General features: G+C 56.9%; 12 protein-coding genes. 7 read left to right on the forward strand and 5 right to left on the reverse strand.

The window, feature by feature from the left end:
- Positions 1-98: 98 nt before the first annotated feature.
- The 4 genes from DC3_RS05680 to DC3_RS05695 form a co-directional block, all read right to left on the reverse strand.
- Positions 99-806: a hypothetical protein gene (locus DC3_RS05680; protein WP_146882975.1), complete on the reverse strand. Its 708-nt coding sequence runs from the start codon at positions 804-806 to the stop codon at positions 99-101.
- 91 nt (positions 807-897) lie between these two features.
- The gene (locus DC3_RS05685; protein ID WP_146882976.1) at positions 898-1290 is read right to left on the reverse strand and encodes a truncated hemoglobin; all 393 of its coding nucleotides are present in this window, start codon (positions 1288-1290) and stop codon (positions 898-900) included.
- A 1-nt stretch (position 1291) separates the two neighbouring features.
- Positions 1292-1600, reverse strand: coding sequence for a metal-sulfur cluster assembly factor (locus DC3_RS05690; RefSeq protein WP_146882977.1), 309 nt, complete (start codon positions 1598-1600; stop codon positions 1292-1294).
- A complete protein-coding gene (locus DC3_RS05695; RefSeq protein WP_146882978.1) occupies positions 1581-2750 on the reverse strand; it encodes a hypothetical protein in 1170 nt (389 codons plus the stop codon). Before DC3_RS05695 ends, DC3_RS05690 begins: the two co-directional genes overlap by 20 nt.
- A gap of 106 nt (positions 2751-2856) precedes the next feature.
- Here DC3_RS05695 and DC3_RS05700 point away from each other — a divergent pair, with 106 nt between their 5' ends.
- From DC3_RS05700 to DC3_RS05720, 5 genes are all read left to right on the forward strand, one after another.
- Positions 2857-3093, forward strand: coding sequence for a DUF2249 domain-containing protein (locus DC3_RS05700; RefSeq protein ID WP_146882979.1), 237 nt, complete (start codon positions 2857-2859; stop codon positions 3091-3093).
- Positions 3094-3144: 51 nt separating this feature from the next.
- On the forward strand, positions 3145-3960 hold the full coding sequence (locus tag DC3_RS05705; RefSeq protein ID WP_146882980.1) for a DUF2249 domain-containing protein: 816 nt from the start codon (positions 3145-3147) through the stop codon (positions 3958-3960).
- 27 nt (positions 3961-3987) lie between these two features.
- A complete protein-coding gene (locus DC3_RS05710) occupies positions 3988-5307 on the forward strand; it encodes a hypothetical protein (protein WP_146882981.1) in 1320 nt (439 codons plus the stop codon).
- Between the two features lie 159 nt (positions 5308-5466).
- The gene (locus DC3_RS05715; protein ID WP_146882982.1) at positions 5467-5886 is read left to right on the forward strand and encodes a CBS domain-containing protein; all 420 of its coding nucleotides are present in this window, start codon (positions 5467-5469) and stop codon (positions 5884-5886) included.
- A 43-nt stretch (positions 5887-5929) separates the two neighbouring features.
- The gene (locus DC3_RS05720; RefSeq protein WP_146882983.1) at positions 5930-6361 is read left to right on the forward strand and encodes a CBS domain-containing protein; all 432 of its coding nucleotides are present in this window, start codon (positions 5930-5932) and stop codon (positions 6359-6361) included.
- A 95-nt stretch (positions 6362-6456) separates the two neighbouring features.
- Here the strand turns inward: DC3_RS05720 and DC3_RS05725 are convergent, their stop codons facing one another.
- A complete protein-coding gene (locus DC3_RS05725) occupies positions 6457-7908 on the reverse strand; it encodes a family 43 glycosylhydrolase (RefSeq protein ID WP_146882984.1) in 1452 nt (483 codons plus the stop codon).
- Positions 7909-8319: 411 nt separating this feature from the next.
- Between DC3_RS05725 and DC3_RS05730 the strand changes: the two genes are divergently transcribed.
- Together DC3_RS05730 and DC3_RS05735 are read left to right on the forward strand one after the other, a co-directional pair.
- On the forward strand, positions 8320-9285 hold the full coding sequence (locus DC3_RS05730) for an aldo/keto reductase (protein WP_146882985.1): 966 nt from the start codon (positions 8320-8322) through the stop codon (positions 9283-9285).
- Between the two features lie 254 nt (positions 9286-9539).
- On the forward strand, positions 9540-13439 hold the full coding sequence (locus DC3_RS05735) for a C39 family peptidase (protein ID WP_146882986.1): 3900 nt from the start codon (positions 9540-9542) through the stop codon (positions 13437-13439).
- The last annotated feature ends 142 nt before the right edge of the window (positions 13440-13581 follow it).

Here is a 13581-nt window from a genome sequence, read left to right on the forward strand (position 1 = left end):
AGTGCATTCTTCAAAGTTGACCCAATTGTATTTCTTTGATTTATCATCTTGAAGTCAAAGCAATGGAAATTGCACAATGCAGACAGAGGACACCTTCATCATTCAGTAATGGGAAGGACTTCTTTACCCAGGAACATCATCATTTGAGCGTGATATTGTTCATTCTGCACATCCATAGAATCTCTTTCTTTTAGTGTATCACCAGGACTTCGATTAAACCTCAGGGCATGCTCTGCGTTTTGATCTTTTTGATGGAAATAAAAAGGGGTGGCCAGAATATGCCTTCCTTCTTCTGTGACATCATGAAAATAAACAAATGCATTCGGATCTCCAGTCTGAAACACCAAAGGTTCAATAACCAAAAAATTCGCAAACAGCTGGGCTTTAAAGAGAATCTGTCGCTTATTGATTTTAAAAAGCACATCGGTTCCAAATGCTTCCTGATTGTAGGCCATAAATCCCAATTTGACCTGCAGAGCATCAAGAATATACCTGAATGCTTCATAATATCCCTCTTCAAGAACCTGTGGAGTTCTCTTGGAGTCTTTTGCCGTTTCCAGCCAGAGAAACGCCAGGTTTGTATTTTCATACATGAAATCATAGTAGTCCGCCACCAGACGGATTATTCCAGACACCTTATTGAATTGAAAGATCAAGATAATATTCAGGTCACCGGGAGAAGAAGTTGCCGACTGATCTTGAAACTCCCATCCCGTAAACCCCGGAGGAGATTCAGACAGGTTTTTTATCCCATTTCTGATGAAAGAGTGCGGTACCAGAAGACCCATTGCAGGTGTTGGACGCATGACATATTTTAGACTTCGGACAGATCCTCTGAACATGGCAATGGCTGATCTGCTTTGATCGCCTGGATTCCGTAAAACCATTGACAGTGTTTCAAGAAATCCCCAGATGGTGCTGGAGCCCCATCCGCATGCGACCTGCGGCTTCCATCAGGAAAATCGCACTCTGTTCTGGCAGGGTCTGTTCGCAGGTGTGTTCCCACACGGCAAGCCAGCGGTTGAAGTGGTCGCTGGAAAGGCCGAGGGGCATGTGGGCCATCGGAGGGGAGCCCCTGAAGTTTTTGGGTCCACCCAGCACCCCCACCCAGAAATCGGTGAGCTTCTGGATGTGTTTCTCCCACCATTCTGCTGCAGGTTCCTCGACCACCTGATCAAAGACGGCCTTCATCTCGGGAATCTGATTCAGGTTCACATAGAAGGTGCGGACCAGCTGTTCCACGGTGGCGCGGCCACCAATCATGGCGTAATGGTTTTCGAGGGACATCATGTTACCTCCATCCCAGCTGGCGTTTGCCTTCCGGGGTGATGCGCTCAGGGGTCCACGCGGGTTGCCACACCAGATCCACCTGCACCTCTTCAATGCCCGGCATCCGTTCCAGTGTACGCCGCACCGCATCGGTGAGGGTGTCGTGGAGGGGGCATCCCGGAGTCGTGAGGGTCATGGTGACCCTCAAGGTGCTTTCTTCGATGTCCACCCCGTAAACCAATCCCAGATCGACGATGCTGATGCCCAGTTCGGGATCGAGCACATTCTGCAGGAGCATACCAGCAAGTTCCTTAAGGTTTTCTGCGGACATACATGACCTCCGTGAGGACAGAGAGATAGGGAACGAGGCCCGCAGCGATCAGCCAGAGACCTGCAGGGTGAAACACTGTGGCCACAATCCCGAGGGCGAAGATCACCATCGCGGCATCTGCGGTTTTCTCGTTGAACATGTCTTTCAGGGTCGGGACCTGGGTTTTGCCCACCTGATCGGCATACCTGTGCAGCCACACCAGAAAAGGCAGGATCTTGTAGAGCATTCCGGTGATCACCAGCAGCAAAAATCCTGCAAAGAGGGTGAGGGCCATCGTCCACAGGCCACCCAGGGCCAGCAGAATGCTGGCGACCAGGAACCCCATCCCCAGCACGTAATGCCTGACCCCGACATCCAGTTGCTTCTTGACCCTTTTTGCAATGAGGTTTTTCGCATCCAGGGCCATCAACAGTGCAGCAAGCAGCAACAGGGGCAGGGTTGAGGCAGGCCAGATCAGGTCACTGAGAATGGCGATGTTGAGCACCCACAGGTTCAGGCCCAGCACTCTGGGTTTCACCCCGTGCGACAGCGTGAACATCCCCACCAGTTTGTGCCCCACCCCGGCAATGGAAATCAGAAAGACTCCGACCAGACCGAGCACTGCATGGGTCTGCAGCCTCACCGGGTCATAGTTGCCAAATTGCATGCTGAGGGCCTGAAGCATGCCCACTGCTGGCGTGGTCAGCAGGTGAAGCGTGACCCACACCAGTGAAGTGGCGACCACACTCCATTTCCGGGTGCTTCTGAAGACCAGGAACATGTGCACGGCAAACCAGATCAGGGCAACACTGACCAGACCCCCTCCCATGGCAATCAGGACAGGCTGATACTGCAGGAAGCCGAAAACCTGGATCGGCACCCCCACAGCCCACAGGCCCAGCACAGCGTAACCCCACCAGGCCCGCACCAGACCGACCTCCAGAATGACCGGAACGAGCTGGTGCATGCTGCCGATCAGAATGCCTGTGCCAAAACCCAGCAACAGCAGGTGGGTGAAAGCCAGGGTCACAGGATGGCGGTAACTGCTGAAACCATCCGGGTGCAGGGCAAGCAGCAAAACGGCACCCATCAGAAAGAGGGTGGAGGTCAGCACAAAACCAGCGGGAACCTGATAAGGAGCAGTGGTGCTTTTGGCGGCTAGGGCAATCATGGTTCCTCCTGCGTTCAGTCTAGAAAGGACCACCACCCCACAGCCATGACCCAGGTCATGGTCAGGGCCGGCATGGAAGGTGCAGACTCAGAGACAGGAGAAAACCATGCCAGAAACCACCCTGCAAGAACTCGATGTGCGCACCATCCACCCCAGAGAACGCCACCCCAGAATCTTTCATCTGTTTGACAGCCTGGAGAGCGGAAGCAGCTTTCAACTGGTCAACGACCATGATCCCAAACCCCTTTTCTACCAGTTCCAGATCGAGCGTCCCGGCACCTTTGAATGGGAGTACCTCGAAAATGGCCCCCGGGTGTGGCGGGTCAAGATTTCAAAAGCCTGAATCCCCTGGCCTGTGCAGCGTGCTGACAGGCCGGTCTTTTTTGGAGGCACCATGATCACCGCCCAGACCCGCATCAGCGAGGTGTTGCAGCAGCACCCGGAATTGCTGCCCGTGCTGATTTCTGCAAGCCCTGCCTTCGAGAAGCTCAAAAACCCCATGCTCAGGAAGGTCATGCCAAAACTGGTGACCGTTCAGCAGGCTGCGGGCATGGCGGGACTTCCGGTGGATGACCTGCTGGGAAAACTGCTCGCCGCCCTCGGCCATGATGCTTCTGAATCGCAGGGTGTTTCTGTTTCTGGCTCGCTGCTCGGGACCCCTGCTCCAGTGTGGGTGGATGCTGTTGTTGCTGCTGAACTGGATGTTCAGCCCCTGCTGCAACGCGGTGAAGAGCCCTTCAGCCAGATTCAGAAAGTGGCCGCTGCTGTGCCTGCAGGACAGAAGTTTCTACTTTTGGCCCCATTTGAGCCTGTTCCACTGTACCAGGCCCTGGGCAAGAAAGGCTTTGCCGCATGGTGTGAACACGCTGGAGAGTTTTTCAGGGTGCATTTTTACCGGGGGGCAGCAGTTCAGGGTTTCCCCGAGCAGGAGAAACCTTCTTCTGGTTCACCTGCAAACTGGACCTTCAATCTGGAAGTCACCATCCCGGAAACCCTGGAACCCCCGGAGCCCATGATGCGGGTGCTTGGTGCACTGGACCAGCTTCAGCCAGGACAGGCTTTGCTGGTGCACCATGTGCGCAGGCCCATCTACCTGCTGCAAAGGCTGGAAGAAATGGGCCATCAGGTGGAGGTCATGGAAGAAGGACCCCGTGTGGAGATCCTGATCCAGAAGAAACCCCCCCAGACTTCCGGGTCGGGCACTGCATGAGGCCATGAAAAACGTTACCCTGAGGCCATGAAAAAAATCATGCTGTTTCTGATGCTCGCTGGTGCTGCACAGGCCACCGAACTGCGCATTTATCCCGGATTTGCCGAGGTGCTGACCCCCATCCATCCCCAGAATCACCAGTTTGAATGGACGGTGGGGCAAGAGGACCTGTGCCAGGTCATTCCATCTTCACTGGCAGTGCAGGGGGCAAAAGTTGCGGAGTACACGCTGGCTTTTCAGCAGAAATCCTGGCTGGATCAGCTGATCGGGAAGCAGGTCACGGTCCGAATTGGGGATGAGCTGCGTGAAGGCACTGTGGAACGCATTGAGGACCAGACCCTGTTCGTGAAGGAGCTGGAAACAGGAAGGTACCTGATGGTGGGTGCAGACCAGCTTGAACTGCATGCCCTGCCTCCCCTCACCCGCAACCGATCAGAATTGCAATTCAAATTCACCCTGCAGAGTGAAAACAAACCCGTCCTGAGGTACTTCACCCGCAACATCCAGTGGACCCCCAGATACACCCTGGAGGTGAATGGGGGCACGGCACGCCTGACCGGATGGGCCGATCTGCAAAACAACTCCCGTGAGAAACTGACTGTGAGTGAGGCGGACCTGTTCAGCGGGAATTTCAATTTGCCCTCTGGACAGTTTGAGTTCTGCAATCCGGTGCAGAACCAGCAGATGTACAACATGGCACCCCCTGCACCCATCAGTCCAACGGCTGTGGCAGATGCATCAGAAAGCCGGGTTGCCCTCCCCACCCTGACCTCTGGAGGGCTTTACCGCCAGGAGGTCAGGCGTCCTTTTGAGATTCCAGCGCAGGGGCACCTCAATCTGGCCCTCAAGGATGCCCAGATGCCCATCAAGCAGGTGCTGGTGGGTGCGCAGGCTTTCTCCCAGTACAACAGTGCGAATCCTTTCATCCGGCAGTACCGCTTTACGGCACCGGAGTTTTTGCAGCAGGCTCCCATCAGCGTGCGGGATGATGGCGTCTTCGTCGGTGAAGCCTACCTGCCCGAAACGGCCAAAGGGGACAAAACCACCCTGAACATGGGCACCGCATCGGATGTGACCTACCAGAGAACCGTGCAGCTCCTGAATGAGACCAGAAAGGACAATGAGGTGACCTCCAGAACCTATCAGGTCAACCTCAAATTCAGCAATTTCCGCAGCAGTCAGGCCACCGTTGAATACACCGAAAGCCTGTTCCGGGGCCGAAAAGGGCAAATCACCCACCTGGATCAGGGCTGGGTGAAAACGGGCAATGACCTGATGTTCGCAGGACCCCTGAAAGCCGGAGAGGTCAAAACCCTGATGTTCAAGGTTCGTTTTGATGTGAATTGATGGAGGTCTGAATCTGGAGAGCATGCGGCCAGCACGCCCGTGCTCTGTTTTTTTGCTGTGTGTATTTTTTTGATGAAGGTGAGGCCCTCACTTCAGTAATGGGTCGGTAACTCCCTCCTCCTACCTTGAAGGCACCAGAAACCCACAGGAGGAACGTCCATGAAAGTTCGCGATGTCATGACGCCGCATCCCATCACGGTGTCTCCAGAAACGTCTGTGCCAGAGGCCATGCAGCTGCTCAAAAACCACGGTTTCCGCCGTCTGCCTGTTGTGGAGCACGGTGAACTGGTGGGCATCGTGACCGACAGGGACCTCAGGGAAGCCATGCCCTCCCGGGCCACCACCCTCTCCATGTGGGAACTGCATTACCTGCTCGCAAAACTGCAGGTGTCTGAAGTGATGACCGAAGAGGTGATCACCATCCGTCCGCACATGGAACTCCGTGCTGCTGCAGAACTGATGCTGGCCCACAAAATCGGGGGCCTTCCGGTGGTCAGTGTGCTGGGCCATGTGATCGGGATCATCACCATCACCGAGGTGCTCAGGGCTTTTGTGCAGCAGGACATTGCTGCGGTCTGACCCTCAACCTCCATCCTGAAAAGTCCTCGAAAGGAGGCCACCGATGAAAGTTGCTGACTGCATGAGCAGAAACCCCCTCACCGCCCACCCCTCCATGACTGCCAGCGAAGCGTGGTACAAACTGAAGACCAGTGTGCTGCATGTGCTTCCGGTGGTCGATGACACGGGCCTGATTGGCATCATCAAGCTGGCAGACCTTGAAGAATTCGCCCAGAAGCGCTCCAGCTACCATGCCCCGGAATTCCTGGTGGGTGAGTACCTGCTGGAAGGCCTGCTGGTGGGAGACGTGATGCGCGCTCCGACAGCCACAGTGCATCCAAGCGACGCTCTGGAAACCGCTGCCCAGGAGATGCTGCGCCACAAGATTCTGGGCCTTCCCGTGGTGGAAGACCACTGGCGTCTGGTGGGTGTGATCACCGTGTCAGACCTGCTGGAGGTGTTTGCCACCCACCGTTTTCTGTCCCTTCCGGGCTAACAGAACAGTTTGTGGGACCAGGGCAGAACATGTTGCAAAATTGAACCTCCAGAAAGATGTTCTGGAGGTCTTTTTGTGTTGCAAACAGAAAGAGGTCAGCGCACGAACACAAAACGCCAGCTCTGGGCCGGGTGGTTGTTCACGCTCCAGGTGCGCACGTCTGTTCCCGGAGCGGTGCCTGCACCTGCGTTGTCCATGGCGAGCCCTGTTTGCTGTCCGACCAGCCTGAAGTAACCTGCACCCATGTCGTCCAGTCGCCAGTTCTGGGAGAAGAGGCCATTGCAGGTCCACAGCCGGACATCTGCACCCGGGGTGCTGGAGCCGTTTTCGATGTCCAGGCACAGGTCTTTTGCACCAACCATGCTGCGCAGGCGGTAGAATCCGGAGGTCACACTTTCCACCTTGAATTCCTGGGCGGCATTGCTGTTGCAGGTCCACTGGCGCACGTTGGTTCCTGCAGTGGTCCCTGCATTCTCCACATCCAGGCACAGGCGGTTCACCGAGTTGATCAGCCTGTAGTTGCTGCCGACCTGCACGTTCACTTTCTGTTCGTTCTCCAGGGGCCAGCCGTCTGCCGTCCAGTCGAGCCTCCTGAGGGCCATTTTGGGGGCTCCTCCTGCTGTGGTGTCGTAATAGTGGTGCAGGAAGTAGTCCACACCCCCTTCCTGGTACACGTCACCGCCGCCCTGGCCGCGCTCGTTTCCCTGATCGGCCAGCAGCAGGGTGCCTCCGCCCTGATCGAGCCTCACGCCATTGCGGTCGTAATAAGGTCCAGTGATGGAGGTTGCGCGGCCCATTGCCGTTTTGTAGGTGCTGTCCAGCAGTTTGCAGCACAGATCCCAGGAGACAAACAGGTAATAGTAGCTGCCCTTCTTGAAAATGGAGCTGGCTTCCACAGGGTTTCCAGAGACGTTGGTGCGGTTGGCGATGGTGTAGACGCTGCCGGTCAGTGAGGTCATGCTGCTCATCTTCTGGATCTTGATGCCCGAAAAGAACGATCCCCAGGACATATACCAGCCCACACTGCTGTCCCAGTGCACGTTGGCATCGATGGCGTTGAAGTCGGTGGTGGTCTCCGAGGAGCGCAGAATGGCCCCGTGGTCGGTCCAGGAGGTGGGGCTGCAGGGGTTGGTGCTGCTGGCCACCCCGATGGCCGAATTGCGGGTCCCGAACTGGCTGGCGGAATAGTACAGGTAGTACCTTCGGTCGGTTCCGTTGTAGACCACTTCGGGGGCCCAGATGTTTTTCACCTGGTACTGGTCCCTGGTCCACTGGGGCACCGGGATTTCTCCGATGGTGCTCCAGCTTCCGGTCATGCCGCCACTGGAGCGGTGCACCAGCACCCCTCCGGGATTGCTGGTGGTGCGTTCAATTCCGGTGGAGAAGCTGCAATAGGTGCTTCCCGCCTTGATCATTCCAGGGTCATGGGAACCCAGGTCTCCGGTCAGTACCAGACCAGTCTGGGGGGTGATCTCCTGTGTGGAGGGGGTCAGGCTGGCGCAGGACACCAGTGCGGACGTCAGCAACAGTAGAGGGTGCAGTTTCATGTGGTCCTTTCTGAACACACAGGACCGTCCAGAGCAGAGGACAGCTTCATCTTCTGGAGGACCTGTTCAGGATGGAGGGGCTTCACGGAAACGGAAGTCCGGAAGCTTGAGGAGATTTTGTGAACGATAACAGCCTAACATGGCCTTTTAACAGTGTCAACAGTCCAAACCTTCATGGAAAAAAGTTGTTCCAAAGCATATTTTTTCAAACTGGCCCCAGAAGCAGATGGTTTGATTTTGCAAAAAATCATGTTAATATTGTGATCGCTCACTATCTGTCATCCTGAGACTTCAGGGGTTCAGTCCCCATTTCCCAGTCCTGTACGCTGGACATTTGCAAAGACCCCACATCCTGCAGGAAGGCATCCTGATCAGGATTTCCTGTTACACCTGCACCAGAAAGGAAAGATCATGCAAAAAAGAACACTTGGCCGCACCGGCCTGCAAGTCACCGAAATTGGATATGGGGCCTGGGGCATCGGACAGAGCATGTGGATCGGTGCCGAGGACGACGAAAGCCTCAAGGCCCTCAGCCGTTTCGTGGAACTCGGCGGCAACTTCATTGACACTGCCCTGGTCTATGGCGACGGACACAGCGAACGGCTGGTGGGACAGGTGGTGCAGCAACACCCCCATGTGCTGGTCGCCACCAAAATCCCACCCAGAAATTTCCTGTGGCCCGCCCGCAAAGACACCTCTGCACAGGAAACCTACCCTGCAGAGCATGTGATTCAGTGCACCGAGCGCAGCCTGAAAGACCTGGGGCTGCCCCACATCGACCTGCAGCAGTTCCACGTCTGGGATGATGGCTGGACCGATGAAGGCGACTGGAAAGACGCCATTGACCAGCTCAAGAAAGACGGCAAAATCCGTCACTTTGGCATCTCCATCAATGACCACCAGGCCAACAATGGGGTGAAACTGGTGGAGTCCGGGAAGGTGGACACGGTGCAGGTGATTTACAACGTGTTTGACCAGAGCCCGCAGGACCGTCTGCTGGACGCCTGTCTGGAGCACAATGTGGGGGTCATTGTGCGGGTGGCCCTCGATGAAGGGGGCCTGACGGGCAAAATCACTCCTGAAACCGTGTTCCCCGAAGGGGACTGGCGCAACCACTACTTCGGTGGGAACCGCAAGGCCGAGCTGCAGGAGCACCTGCAGGCCATTGAAAAGGATCTGGGCATCCGTACGGACCAGCTTCCTGAAACAGCCTTGCGTTTTGTGCTGTCCCACAAAGCGGTGTCCACCGTGATTGTGGGCATGCGCAGTGTAGGCAACGTGGAGCGCAACGTGACCATTGCAGATGGCAAGGGGCTTCCTGCAGATCAGGTCCAGAAGCTCTACAACCACCGCTGGGACCGCAACTGGTACATCTAGTGCATGTTCACAGCTGAGCGTTCACAGCAAAAAAAGACATTCTGAACGGGAAAAATCATCCAGAGTCACCCATCAAAAGGCAACAAGGTGCTCTGGGGTGAACTGCACAGCAGGAGGCTTCTTGTGAAGCCTCCTTTTCAAAAACCAGCTTGACCTGCCAAATGCTTCGTGCTTCTCTGCCAGCCCTCTGAAACGGACACAAAAAAAACCTGTTCCAAACCCTATAATCCCTGATAGGAGTGATCAGGCCATCCATGTCCATCCCAGAATCCCTGTCCGGTGAGGTGCTCCGAGCAGCCCTGCTTTCCCTGTTGACCCTGTGCAAAAAACCTGTGATTCTGCTGGTGGCCCCTGGTGGTTACGGCAAAACCGTGGCTGTGGCCCAGTGGATGCGCACCCAGAAGGACCCTTGCGTGTGGGTGACGGAGCGTGCCCTCAGCACAACCGGGGAACGTTTGCTGCAGGAAATCTGCAGGCAGTTGCGAGGCCTCCAGAAGTTGCCCCCTGTGGACTCCCGTGTCACCCTGGAAGATGTGCTTTTGCTGCTGGACAGGCAGCGGGATGTGCCTGTCAAACTGGTGTTTGATGGCCTGGATGGGGCCTCCCGAGAAACGATGCTGCTGCTGGCCAGACTGTGCAGGGGCATGCCAGCAGGGCATCAGGTGGTGCTGTGTTGCCGTTCTCCCAGGCTGGAGGGCTTCCAGCAGCTGTTCATCAAGCAGCAGGTGGAGGTCTTCACGGCAGAACACCTGGCTTTTTCTGTGCAGGAATGCACACGGGTGGTGGGACGGCCTTACACGCAGCGTGAGTACGAAAGAAGCCGGGGGTGGTGCCAGGAGGTCTGCCACCAGCATCAGTCCCAGTTTGTTTATGACCCGAAAGCCTACATTGAGGAACTGGCCCTGGAACTTGATGAAGCAGTGGCTCCGGCCCTGCCTTTGCTGCTGCAGAGAGACGTTTGGTGCGAATCGGATTTTCCGCAACCCGAAACCCTGTGGAAACTGCTGGAGTCTGGGGTGCCGCTGCTTCCTGTGGATCTGCTGCACTACCAGTTGCATCCCCTCTTGCAGGAATGGCTGCTGGACCAGCATCAGGGGGACGCGGACCTCCCCACCGGAGACCTGGATCTGGGGGTGGCTTTGCAGATGGTGCGACGTCTGGTGGCCAGTGACCAGCTGGAAACCCTGATGCCGTGGCTGGACCGAACCGTGCGGGAGTGGCTCAGGCAGGACCAGTTCGATGCCATCGTGACGGTGCTGGAAACCCTGGACGTGCAAACCCTCTCGCCTTTTTTGCGCACGGCCCTTGCAGAAGCCCACCTGAACCTGGCCCATGTGGACCTCAGTGAACGCATGCTGCTGGATCAGGTGCAAGATGGGCTTCCCACTTCACGCACCTTCGCCAATCTGGCCCTGATTGCCCTGCGCCGGGACCGCCTGGATGAAGCAAAGTCCATGCTGGATCAGGGAAAACTGGTGGCGATGGATGCAGAAGATGAACTGTGGGTCACCGGACTGGAAGTGTACCACCAGTTGCGCATTTCCAATGTTCAGCGGGCCGTGGAGCTGGCAGATTTCTGCGTGACCCTGGCCCGCAGCACCGGACTGCAGGAAATGCTGATCCTCAGCCATTGCCGCATGGCTTACGTGGAGCGCATCCGGCAGAACCCCAGAGGGGTGGAGTACCACACCGGAGAGGCCCTGCGTTTCGCCCTGCATCAGGGTCTGGTGCACAAGGCCGCCATTGCCGTGAATGCCCTGGCAGACCAGCAAAAAGACCTCGGGCTCTACCAGAAGGCCCTGGAGAACATCACCACCGCCATTGGGGGCATGCACAGCAAACACCCTTACACGGGGGTGATGTACGGCACCCGTGGGCTGATCTTCACGGAGATGGGCAACTTTGAAGAGGCCCTCAGGGACCTGCAGGAAAGCCAGCGGCTCCTTCACCTGCACCACAACCACCATGCAGCCATGCTGCCTGCGGCTTTCATCACGTACTGCCTGTACAGGCTGGGACATTTTGAGGAGCTGAACCGGCACTTCCAGGCTTTCGATGACCATGTGCAGCTCAATCCCAGCCCCAACAACCAGGATGGCAGGCTGGATTACCACCCGCTGGCAAGTTGCATCTGCCACTACGCCAACGGCAAGAAGCGTGAAGCCCTGCAGGCCCTGGAGGAAGTGGTGGTGTCGGAGCGCAACAGCTGGCTGGACTCGGTGCTGCTGGCCCAGTTGTTCCGCTGCAAGATCAAGCATGAATTGAAAGAGGTGCACCAGAAGGACGCGGACCTGCTCATGCGGATCATCGAAAGCCGGGACACCGGGGTGATGGTCGGCATGTACTACGATGAATTTTCTGGAGTGCTGGACCATTTCATTGAGCGGGGATGGCATGCCCGGACCCTGCAGGAACTGGTGCAGCACCGCCAACCCCACTTCAACCCCATCCAGAAGATCCGCATTGAAATGCTGGGCAAACCCCGCCTTTTGATCGGGGACAGGGAAGTCAAGATCCCCAACAATTATCCGGCCATGGCCCTGATCTACCTGCATTTGCACCGGGGGTCTTTTTCCACCACCCTGCGCATGACCGACCACCTGTGGCGCGAGGACCTGCAGGAACGCAAAGCCCGCAGCAACCGGGCGTCAGCGGCCTGTTCCATGCTCAAGAAAGTCCTGCGGGACTTTGACGCCACTTATGAAGACCTGGTGATCAAGGACCCCAGGGAGGGATTGCAGCTCAACGAAAAGTTCGAGGTCACCTCCGACCTTGATCCCTACCTTCACCCACAAAACCTGGGGCTTGATGAGCAACTGGAGTTGCTGCAAAAACTGGTGGAATTGCACAGGTTGCCTGGCATGTTCTTCGGGACCATCACCACCGACTGGGCTGAATCCGTCCGGGAGCAGATCCGCGAGGCGGCCACCGACATGGCCCGCATGCTGGCCGAGGACCGCGCCCTCAGGGGAGACCACCTTCAGGCCCTGGAGTTGCTGGAAATGGGCCTGCAGATTGATCCTCATGCCTTCGAATTGATGGAACAGGCCATCAACTACGCCCGCACAGCAAGACAATTCGAACGTGCTGCCGACCTCGGCCAGCGGCTCAGTGAGGTTGTGGGAAAGGACCTGTCCCTGCGTCATCAGCTGGTGCACCATCCTGTGGAAGTCCTTGGCACTTTCACCCTTCACCAGTTGCTGCTGGGGATGGACCTCCGGTTGCAACCTGACTGCAATTCAGGCACGCTGGTGTCCAATGAGCTGGAAAGTGCACCTTTCACCTCCATGATCCTCTCCTGGAATGGTGCAGCACCTGCAGGGTCCACCCTTGAAGTTGCAGTGCGGGTCAAAATCGCTGGAGAGTGGAGCGGCTTTTACTCTTACGGCCAGTGGAGTGAAGCCAACCGGGCCAGCACCCCCCCCAGAAAAGACCCGCATGGTCACATGGACACCGATGTGCTGAAACTGTACAGTCCGGCCACCTGCTACCAGTACCGGGTGACTTTCAACCGACTGGAAGGTGCTCCCTCCCCTGCCCTGTGGCAGATGACCGTGCTGACCACGGGGGAGGAGCCTCTCCCCTCCAGCCACACTTCCGACCAGACCACCTGGGGAACAGAGCTCCAGGTGCCCTCCATGTCTCAGTTGACGTTTGAGGAAGGGGCTGGATGGTGCAGCCCCACCTGCCTGAAAATGGTCTTTGGGCACCACGGGGTGAAGGTCAGCGTTCCAGAACTTGCCCAGCGGGTGTACGACAGCACCTACCGGGGCACAGGCAACTGGGTATTCAACACGGCTGCTGCAGCGGCGTACGGCCTGCGCGGGTATGTGCACCGCCTGACGGGCCTGCCTGAAGCCGAACACTTCATTGCCCGGGGCCTCCCTCTGGTCCTCAGCCTCAGCTGGAAAGAGGGGGAACTCACCGGTGCACCCCTCACCCGATCCACCGGGCACCTGATCCTGCTGGTGGGCTTCACCCGTGAGGGGCACCCCATCGTTCATGATCCTGCCGCACTGCGAATTGAGGACGTGCGCAGGGTGTATGACCGACTTGAGCTGGAGAAATTGTGGCTCAGACATTCACTGGGCATGTGTTACGTCATTGAACCCGTGGGGACCTCCCAGAACCAGAAAGCCCATCTGCTGCGCTGAGAAAGACACCATACGGATGCCTCAATTGGATGATCAGGTCATTCCCTCTGCGCTTTGAGACAGCAACAGACAAGGGAACCCAGAATCCACCCTGTTTAGAGGCCCCTGATGTCAGAACGGTCAGAGGTACAGTTCGCATTCA

This window comes from Deinococcus cellulosilyticus NBRC 106333 = KACC 11606, assembly GCF_007990775.1.
Lineage (GTDB): Bacteria > Deinococcota > Deinococci > Deinococcales > Deinococcaceae > Deinococcus_C > Deinococcus_C cellulosilyticus.

Coding starts and splice junctions, on each gene's coding strand:
- DC3_RS05725 (WP_146882984.1), bottom strand. CDS start 7,908: ATGAAACTGCACCCTCTACTGTTGCTGACGTCCGCACTGGTGTCCTGC.
- DC3_RS05700 (WP_146882979.1), top strand. CDS start 2,857: ATGCCAGAAACCACCCTGCAAGAACTCGATGTGCGCACCATCCACCCC.
- DC3_RS05735 (WP_146882986.1), top strand. CDS start 9,540: ATGTCCATCCCAGAATCCCTGTCCGGTGAGGTGCTCCGAGCAGCCCTG.
- DC3_RS05730 (WP_146882985.1), top strand. CDS start 8,320: ATGCAAAAAAGAACACTTGGCCGCACCGGCCTGCAAGTCACCGAAATT.
- DC3_RS05710 (WP_146882981.1), top strand. CDS start 3,988: ATGAAAAAAATCATGCTGTTTCTGATGCTCGCTGGTGCTGCACAGGCC.
- DC3_RS05690 (WP_146882977.1), bottom strand. CDS start 1,600: ATGTCCGCAGAAAACCTTAAGGAACTTGCTGGTATGCTCCTGCAGAAT.
- DC3_RS05715 (WP_146882982.1), top strand. CDS start 5,467: ATGAAAGTTCGCGATGTCATGACGCCGCATCCCATCACGGTGTCTCCA.
- DC3_RS05685 (WP_146882976.1), bottom strand. CDS start 1,290: ATGATGTCCCTCGAAAACCATTACGCCATGATTGGTGGCCGCGCCACC.
- DC3_RS05680 (WP_146882975.1), bottom strand. CDS start 806: ATGCGTCCAACACCTGCAATGGGTCTTCTGGTACCGCACTCTTTCATC.
- DC3_RS05720 (WP_146882983.1), top strand. CDS start 5,930: ATGAAAGTTGCTGACTGCATGAGCAGAAACCCCCTCACCGCCCACCCC.
- DC3_RS05705 (WP_146882980.1), top strand. CDS start 3,145: ATGATCACCGCCCAGACCCGCATCAGCGAGGTGTTGCAGCAGCACCCG.
- DC3_RS05695 (WP_146882978.1), bottom strand. CDS start 2,750: ATGATTGCCCTAGCCGCCAAAAGCACCACTGCTCCTTATCAGGTTCCC.